At 39.6% G+C, this 14605-nt stretch carries 22 protein-coding genes; all 22 read left to right on the forward strand.

Translation table 11 applies throughout. The features are described 5' to 3' along the window. The first annotated feature begins 12 nt into the window (after positions 1-12). The 22 genes from FEE42_RS04865 (at position 13) to FEE42_RS04970 (ending at position 14564) form a co-directional block, all read left to right on the forward strand. Positions 13-1203, forward strand: a complete 1191-nt coding sequence (locus FEE42_RS04865) for a phage major capsid protein (protein ID WP_164027843.1) — start codon at positions 13-15, stop codon at positions 1201-1203. A gap of 46 nt (positions 1204-1249) precedes the next feature. Continuing rightward, the gene (locus tag FEE42_RS04870) at positions 1250-1816 is read left to right on the forward strand and encodes an HK97 family phage prohead protease (RefSeq protein WP_164027844.1); all 567 of its coding nucleotides are present in this window, start codon (positions 1250-1252) and stop codon (positions 1814-1816) included. Between the two features lies 1 nt (position 1817). Next, positions 1818-3056: a phage portal protein gene (locus FEE42_RS04875; protein WP_164027845.1), complete on the forward strand. Its 1239-nt coding sequence runs from the start codon at positions 1818-1820 to the stop codon at positions 3054-3056. Beyond that, the gene (locus FEE42_RS04880) at positions 3040-3396 is read left to right on the forward strand and encodes a phage head closure protein (protein WP_059365688.1); all 357 of its coding nucleotides are present in this window, start codon (positions 3040-3042) and stop codon (positions 3394-3396) included. The genes FEE42_RS04875 and FEE42_RS04880 overlap by 17 nt, the downstream gene beginning before the upstream one ends. Next, the gene (locus FEE42_RS04885) at positions 3383-3691 is read left to right on the forward strand and encodes a head-tail connector protein (RefSeq protein WP_059365689.1); all 309 of its coding nucleotides are present in this window, start codon (positions 3383-3385) and stop codon (positions 3689-3691) included. Before FEE42_RS04880 ends, FEE42_RS04885 begins: the two co-directional genes overlap by 14 nt. Positions 3692-3700: 9 nt before the next feature. Beyond that, positions 3701-4063 carry an HNH endonuclease signature motif containing protein gene (locus tag FEE42_RS04890; protein WP_135969308.1) on the forward strand — a complete coding sequence of 121 codons (363 nt, stop codon included), beginning with the start codon at positions 3701-3703 and terminating at the stop codon, positions 4061-4063. 326 nt (positions 4064-4389) lie between these two features. Beyond that, positions 4390-4749: a phage terminase small subunit P27 family gene (locus tag FEE42_RS04895; RefSeq protein WP_135969307.1), complete on the forward strand. Its 360-nt coding sequence runs from the start codon at positions 4390-4392 to the stop codon at positions 4747-4749. After that, positions 4746-6413, forward strand: coding sequence for a terminase large subunit (locus tag FEE42_RS04900; RefSeq protein WP_164027846.1), 1668 nt, complete (start codon positions 4746-4748; stop codon positions 6411-6413). Before FEE42_RS04895 ends, FEE42_RS04900 begins: the two co-directional genes overlap by 4 nt. A 72-nt stretch (positions 6414-6485) precedes the next feature. Then, on the forward strand, positions 6486-6956 hold the full coding sequence (locus FEE42_RS04905) for an HK97-gp10 family putative phage morphogenesis protein (protein WP_059365692.1): 471 nt from the start codon (positions 6486-6488) through the stop codon (positions 6954-6956). 370 nt (positions 6957-7326) lie between these two features. Next, positions 7327-7698 carry a hypothetical protein gene (locus tag FEE42_RS04910; protein WP_059365693.1) on the forward strand — a complete coding sequence of 124 codons (372 nt, stop codon included), beginning with the start codon at positions 7327-7329 and terminating at the stop codon, positions 7696-7698. An 18-nt stretch (positions 7699-7716) separates the two neighbouring features. Next, positions 7717-8268: a hypothetical protein gene (locus FEE42_RS04915; protein WP_059365694.1), complete on the forward strand. Its 552-nt coding sequence runs from the start codon at positions 7717-7719 to the stop codon at positions 8266-8268. A gap of 163 nt (positions 8269-8431) precedes the next feature. Beyond that, positions 8432-9031 carry a hypothetical protein gene (locus tag FEE42_RS04920; RefSeq protein ID WP_059365695.1) on the forward strand — a complete coding sequence of 200 codons (600 nt, stop codon included), beginning with the start codon at positions 8432-8434 and terminating at the stop codon, positions 9029-9031. Between the two features lie 179 nt (positions 9032-9210). Beyond that, entirely contained in the window at positions 9211-9414 is a 204-nt protein-coding gene (locus FEE42_RS04925) for a helix-turn-helix transcriptional regulator (RefSeq protein ID WP_059365696.1), read from the forward strand. Positions 9415-9423: 9 nt separating this feature from the next. Then, a complete protein-coding gene (locus FEE42_RS04930; protein WP_059365697.1) occupies positions 9424-10164 on the forward strand; it encodes an antA/AntB antirepressor family protein in 741 nt (246 codons plus the stop codon). Between the two features lie 11 nt (positions 10165-10175). Next, entirely contained in the window at positions 10176-10970 is a 795-nt protein-coding gene (locus FEE42_RS04935; RefSeq protein ID WP_164027847.1) for an antA/AntB antirepressor family protein, read from the forward strand. Between the two features lie 326 nt (positions 10971-11296). After that, positions 11297-11488, forward strand: a complete 192-nt coding sequence (locus FEE42_RS04940) for a host cell division inhibitor Icd-like protein (RefSeq protein ID WP_059365699.1) — start codon at positions 11297-11299, stop codon at positions 11486-11488. Next, the gene (locus FEE42_RS04945; protein ID WP_059365700.1) at positions 11481-11816 is read left to right on the forward strand and encodes a hypothetical protein; all 336 of its coding nucleotides are present in this window, start codon (positions 11481-11483) and stop codon (positions 11814-11816) included. Before FEE42_RS04940 ends, FEE42_RS04945 begins: the two co-directional genes overlap by 8 nt. Next, positions 11809-11997 carry a hypothetical protein gene (locus FEE42_RS04950; protein ID WP_164027848.1) on the forward strand — a complete coding sequence of 63 codons (189 nt, stop codon included), beginning with the start codon at positions 11809-11811 and terminating at the stop codon, positions 11995-11997. The genes FEE42_RS04945 and FEE42_RS04950 overlap by 8 nt, the downstream gene beginning before the upstream one ends. Next, positions 11975-12190: a hypothetical protein gene (locus tag FEE42_RS04955; protein ID WP_059365702.1), complete on the forward strand. Its 216-nt coding sequence runs from the start codon at positions 11975-11977 to the stop codon at positions 12188-12190. Before FEE42_RS04950 ends, FEE42_RS04955 begins: the two co-directional genes overlap by 23 nt. Continuing rightward, complete coding sequence (locus FEE42_RS04960; RefSeq protein ID WP_059365703.1) at positions 12187-12408, forward strand: hypothetical protein; 222 nt, start codon at positions 12187-12189, stop codon at positions 12406-12408. Before FEE42_RS04955 ends, FEE42_RS04960 begins: the two co-directional genes overlap by 4 nt. Continuing rightward, a complete protein-coding gene (locus FEE42_RS04965; RefSeq protein ID WP_164027849.1) occupies positions 12392-12811 on the forward strand; it encodes a hypothetical protein in 420 nt (139 codons plus the stop codon). The genes FEE42_RS04960 and FEE42_RS04965 overlap by 17 nt, the downstream gene beginning before the upstream one ends. After that, on the forward strand, positions 12795-14564 hold the full coding sequence (locus FEE42_RS04970; protein WP_164027850.1) for a DNA primase family protein: 1770 nt from the start codon (positions 12795-12797) through the stop codon (positions 14562-14564). Before FEE42_RS04965 ends, FEE42_RS04970 begins: the two co-directional genes overlap by 17 nt. Positions 14565-14605: the final 41 nt, after the last annotated feature.

Raw genomic sequence — 14605 nt, forward strand, 5'->3', positions numbered from 1 at the left:
GATTAGAAAATTATGTTTAAAAAACTTTTAGAATTACGCCAACAAAAGGCAGCTAAAGTCGCAGAAATGCGCGCTATGCTTGAAAAAGCAGAAAAAGAAAACCGCTCTTTAGATGAAACCGAAACGGCAAACTTTGAAGCGGTAAAAGGTGAAATTAATCAATTAACTGATGAAATCACCCGTTATGAAACCGTAGCAGATGAAGAACGCAATCTTGCCGGCAATGTAAATCCGGTAGAACAGCGCAGCGCAAAACAATTCTCAAATGATGAATTGCGCCATTACATTAAAACAGGTGAACTACGTAACCTTACCACGGCCAATGGAGAAGATGGCGGCTATTCCGTGATCCCTCAATTAGACAAAGAAGTCATGAAACGCTTAACCGATGATAGCGTAATGCGCCAAATTTGTAATGTGGTGCGTTTGCCTATTGGTGCGAAAGAATACAAAAAATTAGTCTCCGCCGGTGGCGCAGTAGTGGAACATGGTGAGGAAGGTGTTGCGCGTAATGGTACGGCAACGCCAAAACTTCATGAAGTCACCATTGCATTAAATTCTATCTATGCTTATCCGAAAACCACACAAGAGATTTTGGACTTCTCAAGCATTGATGTTCTAGGTTGGCTAACTGATGAAATTTCAGAAACCTTCACCGAAACCGAAGAAGTTGATTTAACTTCCGGCGATGGTTCTAAAAAATCAAAAGGTTTACTGACTTATGAGCGCACAACCGAAAACGACAAAGTGCGCGCCTTTGGTAAATTACAGAAATTAGAGGTTGCCGGCGCAGATAAAATCACGGCAGACACACTAATTGACTTGTTCTATACCCTTCATAGTAAATACCGTAAAAATGCCGTTTGGGTGATGTCTTCTACTATTGCTGCTGCATTGCAGAAACTCAAAAACAAAAACGGTGATTTTATTTGGCGTGATGGTTTAACTGTTGGTGCACCTTCTACCCTTTTGGGTCGCCCTGTTTATTTCCTCGAAACGATGCCAGCGGGTGGTGCAAATGAAGCCGTGTTAGCTTTCGGTGATTTTAAACGCGGTTATTTCATTGTCGATCATGAAACAGGCGTAAGAACCCGACCGGATAATTTAACCGAGCCGGGCTTTTATAAGGTTCACACCGATAAATATTTAGGTGGTGGCGTGGTTGATTCTAATGCTATCAAATTGATTGAAACCACAGCATAAACCACAAGGGGCGAAGAAAGCCCCTTTTTTGCTTAATAGGTCATGTATGAGTAAAGAATTTGAGATCCGTTCTTCCACACTTTCAACGGATAAAGAAAATCAAAAATTAGTCGGTTATGTGGTTCGGTGGAATAGCCCCTCGGAAGTCCTATATTGCGATTTTGTCGAGCAATTTAGCCCGAATGCCTTTACAGAGAGTTTAAGCAGTAGCGATGATGTGAGAGCGTTATTTGAACACGATCACACGAAACTATTAGGACGCACCAGTGCGGGAACATTGAAACTTGAAGAAGATTCTATTGGTTTGCGTTTTGAACTTACCCCACCTGAAACTACGCTCGGAAAAGATTTATTAATTAGCGTAGAACGTGGTGATATTCGAGGAATGTCTTTCGGTTTTTGGGCCAAAGAAGAAAAATGGAATTTTGACACCGAACCTTGTCAACGCACGGTAAGCAAAGCTGAACTATTTGAGATCACCGTAACAAGCATTCCGGCATATCCGGAAAGTAGCGTAGAAATTGCTAAGCGCTCGATGGTGGCCACCAAAGAAAAAACACAATCAAAACCGACCGCACTTTTTAAACAATGGCTTGATGTGGTGGGGGCTTAATATGTGGAATCCATTTAAACGAAAAGAACAACGTAGTGCGCCCATTGCTATTGATGAACTTCTCTCTTACTTAGGCGTATCTAATACCGGTGCAGGTGAATTTGTCAGCCCACAAACAGCCGAAGCCTTGCCGGCAGTGATGAATGCGGTCACGGTGATTGCCAAAGCGGTCGCGTCTATGCCTTGTTATTTGTATCGATTAAAGGACGATGGCCGAGAACGAATTTATAAACATCCGGTAGATTATTTATTAAATGAAATGCCGAATCGTAGCCAAACCCCGTATCAGTTCAAATATACCATGATGCGCCATTGTCTTTTAACTGGCAATGCTTATGCGGTGATTGGGTGGGATAGCAAGGGCGAACCAATCAGCTTAATTCCTTATCCGCCAAGTTCGGTTAATATTTATCGTAAAGTCGGTGGTGAATATATTTATCAAATCATTGATTTAGACGGTAAGACCACAAACTATTTACAAGATGAAATCTTGCATTTGCGCCATTCTTCCCTTGATGGATTTATGGGACGTTCGCCGGTAACAATTTGTCGTGAAACAGTGGGATTAGGATTAGCCCAACAGAAACACGGATCAGCCATTATGAAAAACGGATTGATGGCTAGCGGTTTAATTACAACAAAAGAGTGGCTAGACGAGGCGAAAGCGCAGAAAGCAATCAAAGCACTTGAACGTTACAAAGGCGCAAGGAATGCGGGGAAAACACCCGTTCTTGAAGGCTCAATGGAATATAAACAATTAGGTATGACAAACCAAGATGCGGAATGGTTACAAAGCCGCACGTTTACTATTTCCGATATTGCTCGAATTTACAACATCAGCCCAATTTTTCTTCAAGATTATTCAAACAGTAGCTATGCCAATTTCAGTGAAGCAAGCCGGGCGTTTTTATCTCAAACTTTGCGTCCGTGGCTCACTAACTTTGAACAGCAATTAAAGGACGCGTTGATGATTGATTTAATGGTCAATTCTTCAAAACGTTATTTGATTGAGTTTGACACAAGCGATCTTTTACGAACAAGTCAAAGCGAACGATTCAATAGTTATGACGTAGCAATTAAAGCGGGAGTGATGTCGCCGAATGAAGTGCGCAGACGTGAAGGCTTGCCACCTTATAACGGTGGAGATGAATTTAGCCAAGCATGGAAACAAACTGTAGAAGTTAAGCGCGGTGATGGTGGGAATCAGAAAACAGGGGTAAACGATGGCGAGAATAATTAGAGCCGGTATTTACAACAAGGTGATCACTATTCAAAAACGTAACTACAAAAAGGAACGAGAGAACAATACTTACGGCGCATCAACACCCATTTGGAAAGACGTTGCAGAAGTGCGGGCAAGTATTGAACCATTACAAGGGCGAGAATATTTTAGCGGCCCATTCCAAATGGGTGAGAACATTATAAGAATCCGCATTCGTTATCAAGAAGGAATAACAAATAAAATGCGGGTTAAGTATGGTAAACGTCTATTTGATATTTATTCGGTTATTGATAGCAGAGAATCACACAGAGAACTGCAATTAATGTGTAAGGAAGGTGAAGCCTATGGCGAACATTGATCTTGATGAAATCAAAGCGCATTTAAACATCGATCACGATTATGATGATTCATTGCTTGAAGGTTATAAATCCGCAGCCCTTGAGGTTGCACAACGCCATATCGGGAAAACCTTTGCCGATGATGAAACGGATAAAACAATCCCTTTCTATGATTCTATTAAGATTGGTTGCTTAATGTATATTGCCTATCTCTATGCAAACCGTGAAGCAGTAACCGATACAGCTAACCTTGCACCCGCACCCATGGCGATTAGTGCATTATGGGAAGTCTATAGAGAACCTTGCGCGTATTAAGGTGAATCTATGCCATATCAACCGTTAAGACGTTGTTCCTTTCCCGGTTGTCGTAACCGGGTGAAAAGCGGGCGATGTGATGAACATCAACAGAAGAAACAAGATAACCGATTGCCGGCAAGTCAGCGCGGTTACGATCATAAATGGACGAAATACCGCACACAATATCTAAAGCATAACCCGCTTTGTGTAATGTGTTTAGAGAAAGGAATCTACACACCAGCAACTGTAATAGACCATATTAAACCCGTAGAGAACGGGCAGGCTGATCCGTTGTTTTGGGTGCAATCTAATCATCAAGCCTTATGTCGTGATTGCCACAGTTATAAGACAAGAGTGATAGATAAGCGTGGTTATGGTGCGAAGAAGTAAATCAATCGTGGTTATATGGTAACGGTTGAACTATTCGTATAACACGAACACCTTATCATACAGGCAGCTAAGGAATGGTTATTATCACCATACCTTTAAAACAATCAGATAGACCGGGTGGGGGGAGTTTTGGAAAGAAAATCCGCCTTGCTAAGAACCGCCCCCCCAACTCAATTTTTACGCACGGCAATTTTTTTGAAAATATAGTAGCCGATCCAATTTTGGATCGGTCTCCTCAAATTTGAGGATAAACAACGAAACCAAAAATGGATTGGTTAAAGGTGAACGCAAAATTGCGTCGACCAAAAGAATCACAAGGAATATCAATGACACGAAAAAAGATACCCAAAGCCCCCGATTATTTAGACGATATAGCTAAATCACAATGGAAAGCGCATATCAAACAACTGATTGAACGGGGAGATATTCAAGACGCTGATTTAATCCACCTTGAAATGTACTGTACAAACTATTCTCTTTATCGGGCCGCAGTAAAAGACTTATCCGAACGAGGGTTTAGTATTACCAACTCACAAGGCACGGAAGCACGTAATCCGGCACTTACCGCCAAAGCAGACGCTGAAAAAATAATGATAAAAATGTCCGCACTTTTAGGCTTTGATCCGGTTAGTCGCCGTAAAACCCCAATAGATACCGAAGAAAAAGACGAGTTAGACGAACTATGAAAGCGTGGGAAATGTACGCACAGCAGGTTAAAAGCGGTGAAATTATCGCTTGCAAACGCATAGGACAAGCCGTGAACCGTTACTTTCTAGACTTAGAAAACCCGAATTTCTACTTTGATAATGCCATTGTGGAACGGTTTATTAAGTTCTCCCGGTTATGCCCGCACGTTAAAGGACCACTGCGAGGAAAGCCAATCGAGCTTTCAGACTGGCAAATCTTCCTGTTTGCGAATCTACTAGGCTTTAAATACAAAGACACGGAATTGCGTAAATATCGTTCCGCTTATGTACAAGTTGCCCGCAAAAACGCAAAATCAACCGTGGCCGCTGTGCTTGCCAACTGGTTTTTATTAATGGAAAACGGACAACAGGATATTTACACCGCCGCCGTCAGCCGAGACAAAGCCCGAATTGTCTTTGATGATGCCCGTCAAATGTGCTTATTATCCAAACCGTTAAAAAAGCGGATCAGCATTTTGCAACACAAGATGATCAATCCCAAATCAAACAGCTTAATGCGACCATTGGCGGCTAAATCAAGCACCATTGAGGGAACAAATCCTAGCCTTGCCATTGTGGACGAATATCATTTACACCCGGATAACAGCGTTTATAGCGCCTTAGAATTAGGTCAAGGCGCACGCCCCGAAGGGCTTTTATTTGCTATCACCACGGCAGGAAGTAACACCATTTCCGCCTGTAAACAACATTATGATTATTGCTGCCAAATCTTAGAGGGAAACGAACAAAACGACAGTATTTTCATCATGATTTTTGAATTGGACGAAGAAAGCGAAATAGATAACCCGGAAAACTGGATAAAAGCCAATCCGAATATTGGCAAATCCATTCCTTACCTTGATTTTGAGAACACCATTAAAAAAGCCCGTGGCATTCCGTCTGAATGGGTAGAAATGCTCACTAAACGCTTTAATGTCTGGTGTCAGGGAACAACACCATGGCTAGGCGAAGGAAATTGGGCACAATGTACTAGAGACTACACCGAAAGCGATTTACTGCATCAGGATTGCTATTTAGGGTTGGATTTATCCAGTACGAACGACTTAACCAGCCTTTGCTACACCTTCCCACAAGGGAAAAAAGTGCGGTTACTTACGCGCCACTATATCCCCGAATTTCAGCTTGAGAACGTGGCAAATAAAAACCGGGCCATATATCAAAACTCGGTGCGAAATGGTTGGCTTATTGCTACAGAGGGTGACTGTATCGACTATAACAAAATCCGAGATGATATTTTAAAAGATGCCGAAAACTTCAATATCAAAATGATTGGCTTTGATGTATGGAACGCCACCCACCTTAGGACCCAATTACAAGCGGCTGGGCTTGAGGTTGAACCATTCCCACAAACCTATCAACGCTTTAGCCCAGTGGCAAAAAGTACGGAAGTGCTGATTAATCGCCAAGTGATAGAACACAACGGCGATCCGGTGCTTGAATGGGCATTATCAAACGTAGTGATGGAAACAGACGCAAACGCAAACATTAAGCCAAACAAGAAGAAGGCAGCGAATAAAATCGATCCGGCAGTGGCTTTCTTGATGTCATTCGGAACCTATCAACTTGAATATGGTGATCTGATTTTTGAGTTATCAGAAGAACACAAACAAGCACTAGAGAATTTCAACGGACTAGACTTATGAACATAGAGTTACTAAATACGCTCGCTTATGCATTAGTGCTTTATTCTCTTTTTTATTATTGGAGTAAATAAAATGGCAGCAAAAATAGAAGGTTTAAAAGAACTTGAGCGAAATATTAAACGCTATGTAAAAGATACACAGAAAGCGGTAAAACCATCAATTAGAAAAGCCCTAAATGCCGGTGCAAAATCGCTTAAGAAATCAATTAAACCTAAAGTACCGGTTATTAGTAAAAGTACCGATTTTCGCCAAAAAGGCACAATAAAAAACAATGTTCGCCATAAAACAAAAGTCGCCAAACACGGATTAAGCGGAATTACAACGATCAAAGTTATACGTCCTAAAGGTCAAAGAATGGCGAAAGTAGGAGAAAATACCAAAGATAGACGAGATCCATTTTACTGGTGGATGGTGGAATATGGCACGGTTAAAATGAAAGGTCGTCATTATATGGAAAAAGGCGCGCAAACCGGCAAAACTGAAGCGCTGAGAATAACGGAAGAAACCTTTAAAAAAGAACTTAAAGAAAGAATGCCAAAATGAACAAAAGCCCGTAATCACTACGGGCTTTTTTGTTTAACCCCAAAAGGAAAAACATGAAATCACCAAAACGATAAGACAACCGAACTTGATTTGTCGCCAATATGCGCTATCAAAGGTTTTCAATCGGGCGGTTTACTCTTTCAAGCTCACCGCCAACTAAAGAACTATGCAAATATGCCTAAATACATAGTGCCAATATTATACAACGCCCAATCATTGAGATAAATAGCCGTAGCTTATAGGGGTTTAACGATTAAAGATTGAACTAATACAATGAATGATATGTAATCATAATTGACTACAGATCATTCTTAATATTAGAATACCCAAATAAAATATGAACTAACTGCCTGTTTAGTAATCTAAAACGATGACCAGAAAAAATTCTAAAAAAAATTCAAGTACACAACCTAGATACGGGTATGGTGTAGGTGATAATCTTACACATATTGCCGTTACTGCTTTGACCAATGCTCCAGCTGTGGCATTTAGTTTTTTTATTATATATAGTACAATTTACTTAAGCGATGAAAAAAGAGAGTCAATCTTAAGCACCATTTTTGAGAAAGACTCAGCTCCAATATGGCCCTATGTAGTAATAGTTATTATGGCGATAATTTGGTTTATTCACGTAAAGCTCATTCGCCAATTACATAGTAGTAATATGAGAGCTGCAGGATTAGAAAAATCTAAATTGCAAAGTAAGCTAGCCGGAAAGAATTTAGGCAGTAGTGACGATTAATAAACTAAAGGTGAATATATGTTAACGATCCATATATTAGTAACATACTTACTTATAGATTTTATTTATAGAAAAATTATTTTACCTTCTATTCGACAACAATATAGAGATAGACTCTTTCAAATACGAGATAAAATTAGAATTAGAATAATTGAAGGTAATTTAAACAAAACTGATTTAAACGCTGCAAATTTGATGAATTCTAGATTAAATAGTTTTATTAATAGGTTACATATTTTGAATATGAGTAACCAAATTAGAACGCAAGTATTTATGAAGAACAATCCTGAAATAGCAAAAAAAATAGATATTGAGGTAAAAAAAGAGTTTGATTTACTAATAAACTGTTCTACCATTGAAATCAAAGAAAGTTTTATAGATATGATGGATATATTACAAAAAGTTTCTTTATATAATAATTTAATTACATTCTTAACTTGGCTACCTATAGTTTTATTGTATTTATTATATAGACTTTTAGCAAATTCTATAAAAGATCTAATATATGAAATTAGAATATCCAATGCAAATATAGAGAAATTAGATGAGAAATATGTCAATCTAACATAAGCTAGTTAAAACCACCTATTATAGGTGGTTTTATTTATTCTTGGCTAGAAAAAATAAATAGCTATAAGAATAATTTTAACGCACCTAGGCTGATCCCCGAAAGCAAGACACCTTATCTTGTTGGTGCGTTCCTATCATAAGGGAAAATGCGAAAGGGGCATGTATGGATAAAATGTTATCTATTGTTTTAAATGGCGTAAATAAAATACAAAAAATAACATCTGAATATGGGCTTACAGAAAAGGATTTTAATAAATCATTAGAAAAATGCATTAATATGTTTAGTGAATTTGGACTAGATGAGGATGATATACTTGATGACTTATTAAATAATGAAATAGATATATCAGACACAAAGGAGAATGCCCTGTATTTTATAAATATTTTAGAAAAACTATTTTTAAATTTTATCTATAATAAAAATAAGTTAATAGGAAATAATTTAACAAGCGAGCATAAAGATATAGATAGAAAATATTTATTAGGGTTAAAAATGATAACCTCATCTATAAAGAAAGATATAAATGAGATTTTAATTTGCGCCAAAGTTTCACCAAAAGTTCAAAACCATATCAGAGGAAAAGCACCTAAACGCAAAAAACAATCCCAAATTGAAGCCGAACAGCTTGCTAAAGATATATGGGAGAAAGATTCGAGTATCACTCAAGAAAATATGGCTTATCAACTCAAAGATAAGTTAGAGCTGAAACAAAGTATCCAAACAATCATCCGCTGGATTAAACCTTTTCAGCCGAAAAAATAAAAATTTACCAATGATCATAAGTTGCTTTTGTATGTTGAAAAGCAACTTATATATGTTCAAAAGCAGTTTTTATACGTTGAAAAGCTGCTTATCCGTTTTTCAACCTTCCAAAAATCCCTTCTAATACCACCCGTAACGTTACACAACCTCACAAATATTTAACTAACGGAAGGTATCTTATGAACAGACCTCAAACCCAACCTAAAAAATTAATCAGCAAAGCAGATGTATTACATTTAGTTTCTTTTGGTGGAACTAAATTAAACGAATTAGTTAAAGCCAAACAATTCCCACAGCCGATCCGCTTTTCACAAAACTTTATCCGGTGGGATTTAGAAGAAGTGAATAACTGGATTGAAGAACAAAAAGCGGCTCGAGTTTAAGGAGGGAATATGATGACAACTAAACAAGTTACCCAAGATATTAATCTACTTCTGCCGGTACAAGAAATCAGTATCAAAGGCGAAGTTATGCAATATACCTTTGCAAGAACATTGCACGCTTTTTTAGGGAGCAAGCAAAAGTTTACAAACTGGTTCGATAGCCGTGTAGAGAAATATGACTTTATCGAAAATGAAGATTTTTGCGTAATAAATTTATCACGCAAAAAATCAAAAGGGCGAGGTGGGCATAACAAAATTGATTACCGCATTTCTCTTGATATGGCGAAGGAGTTAGCCATGGTGGAAAGCAACGAGCAGGGAAAATTAGCAAGACGTTATTTTATTCAATGCGAAAAAGCCTTACAGACTGTCGCACCGCAGATTCATTCCGAACTATTAACACAATGGAAAGCGACAAGAGACAGCACCGGCAAAGGCTACCGCCCACTATGCGCCGCGCTTGACCGCAATCGCAAACGGCAAGGAAAACCCATTCCTCGTTATTTGTTCACTAACGAAACCAACATGCTGACAAGTATCGTGCTAGGAATGAGTGTTCACAAATACAAAACAATTCATCAAATCACGGGCGAAATCCGTTCTCACCTAACCGCCGACCAACTCGCCGAACTGGAATATCTAGAACGAGCGGACGAAATGCTGTTAGACAGTGATGTGAACGACTTTGAAGCCCGTCGATTAAAGCTAATTGCAATGCGGAACAATCGTTTTGAGAAATTGGCAGCATAGGAGAATAACAAGTGAAAACTACCCAAGCGAAAACCGAAATCACAGCTCTACTTGCTCACCCTTTGAATTTATTTGAGGGCGTAGAAGGCATTAATGCCCGTAATGTGCATAGACTTTTGAAAGTGGGGCGTGATTATTCAAACTGGATTAAAGCCCGAATTAAACAAGCTGGATTTATTGAAAATCAAGATTTTGTGATTGTAGAAAATTTGAGCTCGCCAGCTTTGTTAAGCAAAAGTGATGAAGAATTGAGCTCACCAAATTTGGCGAGCGCAAAAAATAAGCGGTTATCAATGGCACGCCCTCAAAAACTTATTGACTACATCATCACCCTAGACACTGCTAAGCACCTTTGCTTGATGGAGAAAAACGAAATCGGGCGAGCTATCCGCCAACACTTTATCGAGGCAGAGAAACAGCTCAAACAGGTTGCGCCAAAGGTTTATAAAAACACCTTAGCCAAAACCCAAGCAAGATTAGAGGCTATCGATCATAACCGGGAAATGACTGACGCAATCCAAGCCAGTTTAAAACGACAAGGGAAAGCCCCAAAACCGCACCATTTCAGCATTAATCATGAACTGGTAGATAGCCTTGTCTTAGGTGAGAACGTTCGACAGTGGAAAGCTAAGCACGGAATTTTAGGCAGAGTACGAGATAGTTTTAATGTGAATCAAATGACTTTACTCAAACTCTTATTAAAGACCAATGCAAGCCTGATTAATTTAGATATGCCGTATCAAGAACGTAAGGCACAGTTGGAGAAATTAAGTCAGCGTTATTTAAGCGAGCAGTTGGCGGCATAAGACAACAAAATAAATTTACCGCTTGACACTTTCCCACGATAGGCATAGAGTAAAAAGGCAGTCTGAAAAAGAGATTGCCGAGCGTAGGAAACTCGAAAATTTAACTAACGGCGAACAGTAACACGCCTTTTAATCGTGTTATTTTTGTTTGTAGCACCCACACACCTAAAATAAGCCAATAGGCTTGTTCTCAATGGTAGTGTAACGGGCAGCCGAAAGGCTGATCGCTCTCCGTTAGTGGCGATATTTCCTACCCCGTTACGCTACCGCCCAAACCGTAGGAAAGTTTAGCGGTAGCCCTCGAGTTTACTAACGGAGCTATCAGAATGTTTACTTACCTATTTGCGGGCGTAATCCGCACAGACTTATCTAATCAAATCCATTATTTACGAATTACAGCTAAAACAGAAAATGAGGCGAGAGCCAAGTTATCCCGTCAATTCGTGCTTATTTTTGCGGGAAGAATAAAAGTATCCCCAACCTCCTCTTTAAGTCATAAGGGGGTGAATCATGCTTAAATATAACGCTATTCAATGCACACTATTTGAAAAAGTAGATAGTGACGACACCACCAAAGAAAGCCTAGAGGCTATCCGCACCGAAAGCGAACATCTTTGCGAATCAATCGAACATGGTTTATTTGCCATAGGGAAGATGATGGAACACTTAGGCTTTTTTGCCGATGAGAAAGAGCAGAATTTCAGCAATCAAGCCTTAGACAATCGCTCGATTAGACAATTAGGCGGATTAATTTCCGCTAATGCTTATCTTCTCAATGCGTTACGAGATAGCGCAAGCAATGCCGAATTTCACCTTAGCAATATGAAAGGGGGCGTAAATGAATAACGTTATCCTACACTATCAAGACGGGCGCACGTTTATTGGCTCGGAAGGTGTCACCCTTGCACGAGCGGAAGAAATCAAAGCCTACATTGAATCAAACAAAGATGATTTTAGCTATCGTGATGTTGTGGCAGTGGAGATTAAGCACACAGGGGGAAATGATGAAAAAGCCGAGAACGATTAAAGCACTCAAGGAACCATACAGCCCTACACCGGAGCAGTTAGAAAAATCGGTAAAACGTATCAAGCAGTTTTTAGCATTCGCTGAAGATTATTTGCATAACGGACACTATAACGGGTTAGTCACATCAATCGAGCAAATTAAGAAAGCGGCAACGATTAGAAAGCCGAGAACAGCGACAGGCGGTGGACGATGAATAGCAAAACAAGCGATAAACTCACCGCAATTTGTGAACGTGGGCTATACGACCAAATGATTTTAAATAATCAGATATTGGCGATAGCCGGTGAGCCGGAAAACATTCAAGACGATGTACTGCGGCATCAAATTATCGTATGCCTTCATTATTCACAATGCATAGAAAAAACGCTCCAACAGATTAAAAAGGTGGCAAAGCATGAACATAGATATTAATAACCTCAATGAAACAGAAGTAACCGCACTAACAGCGAGAATAAGACAACTTAACGGAGAAGATGTTAGCCCGATTCCTTATTTGATGGCATGTATAGCCGAATTGGCGGAAGTCTTTAAAACTATACCGGAAACACAGCGCGAACAATTAACAAAGACAAGAAATGAGCTGCTTTTCCTTAGACTTCATTTTACTGAATTGAAAGATGAAACCATAAAAGCGCGTTTATCTAAAAAACCATTAAGCGATGAAGGATTGGTAAAAGTGGGCTTAATGATTGCCGCAGCCGAAAGCATTCTTGATATATTGGCCACATTACAAAATGCGGCAGATATACGATTAATGACTATTTCAAAAAATGGGCTTGAAATCATGGGAGCATACAATGGCACGATTAATTAATGCACCTCACCTTGCCGATCAACCGCATGAACCTTATTCTGATTTAATTATTCTTGCTGGGCGTAAAGCCTGGCAAGCATGGAATAAAGGGAAAGGCGAAGAATGGTTATTATTGTTTGAATTGGTATACGGGTTAAAACCGACTGAAAAACCTGTTATTCTAGGCGACAAGCAGCTTGATAATATTACAGGGATTAAACTTGCCGAACCGGAACAACAAACCATCAAACTGTTTCAATATGGCGAGCTTACAGCCGCACAAATTACCGCTATTTGCTTAAATTTAGCCGATAATACACAGGTTAAAGCCGTCGAACTTTACGATAATTCAGCACAGCTAAAAGAAGATTTAAGCGCTTATATTCAGCGGTTGCGAAGCGAGGATAGGAGCATTGCGAATTTAGTCGTCGAACCTGCGAAAATCAAGGACAAATCCCCTTTTAGTGAAAAGGCGCAATCATTCCGCCAATGGTTAAATTTAGACCTTGCTTTACAGCGTGGCAGCCGAGAAATTTATCATTATGACGGTAAAATCTGGGCTCAATTAGATAGCGAAGATTTAGAGGAAAAAGCAGTGCAATTTTTCAATGATAGCGATTTAGGTTACAGTATCCGCAGCATTGAAAGTTTAATCGGGACATTGAAAGCGCAACTACCGCGAATGGGTGATCAATCATCCGGCTTGCTTGCATTCAATGACGGTATGCTAAACCGTAATACTCTTGTTTTTGAGGCGAGTAGTCGGGAACATTGGCTAACATCATTAATCCCGGTCAATTATCAAAATCAAGCGCAAAATACACCGCACTTTGATAAATGGCTAGACTTTGTTTCAGAGGGGAACGCCGACAAAAAGCACAATATTTTAGCCGCACTTTACGCTATTTTAACCAACCGCTATAACTGGCAAATGTTCTTTGAAATAACAGGCGTAGGGGGAAGTGGTAAATCTATTTTTGCACAAATTGCTACAATGTTAGCCGGAGAAGAAAACACTGACACGGCGAGATTGGTCGATTTTGACGAACCTCGAGGGCGAGAGCCTTACAAAGATAAAACCTTGATTATTTGCCCGGAACAATCTCGCTATGGCGGAGACGGTTCGGGATTAAAAAGTATCAGCGGAGGCGACCCGGTTACGATTGACCCGAAGAATAAAAAAGCCTTTAAAGCGATTATTCCGGCAATCATTTTGATAGTCAATAACGAACCGACCCGATTTACTGAACGGGCAGGTGGTATTGAGCGGCGCAGGGTTATTTTTGCTTTTGACAAAGCCGTTCCGAAAGATAAACGAGATCCATATCTTATTGACAAACTGGCGCAGGAAGTCGGTGGAATCGTGCATAAATTGCTGAATACTTTTCCCGACCCAATGACAGCAAAGAAAGCCCTCGATAAACAAATGAGCAGTCAAGAAGCCTTGAGATTTAAGGTAAAAGCCGACCATATCACCGCATTTTGTGGCTATTTTTATACAACCGAGCAAGCAGACGGGCTATTTATCGGTAACGCCCGAATGTTTAATAAGGAGCGCACACATCTCTATCCGGCTTATTTAGCTTTTGTCGATGCAAATAACATTAAAGGGGAACTAAACTTGAATAACTTTTCCGAGGCTCTGCGACAAGGATTAGATCAATATAAAAACCCTTTTGACTATCAAAGCAGGCGGACAAATCAAGGGATTAGAACCAATGTAAAATTTAAAAATCTTGATGAATTTTTTGAGCATTTTATCAAGAGAAATTAGCAGAAAGGGCAGAAATGCCCTTTTTTGTGTATGGTGTTCAC

The sequence above is a fragment of the Rodentibacter caecimuris genome, assembly GCF_010587025.1.
GTDB lineage: Bacteria > Pseudomonadota > Gammaproteobacteria > Enterobacterales > Pasteurellaceae > Rodentibacter > Rodentibacter caecimuris.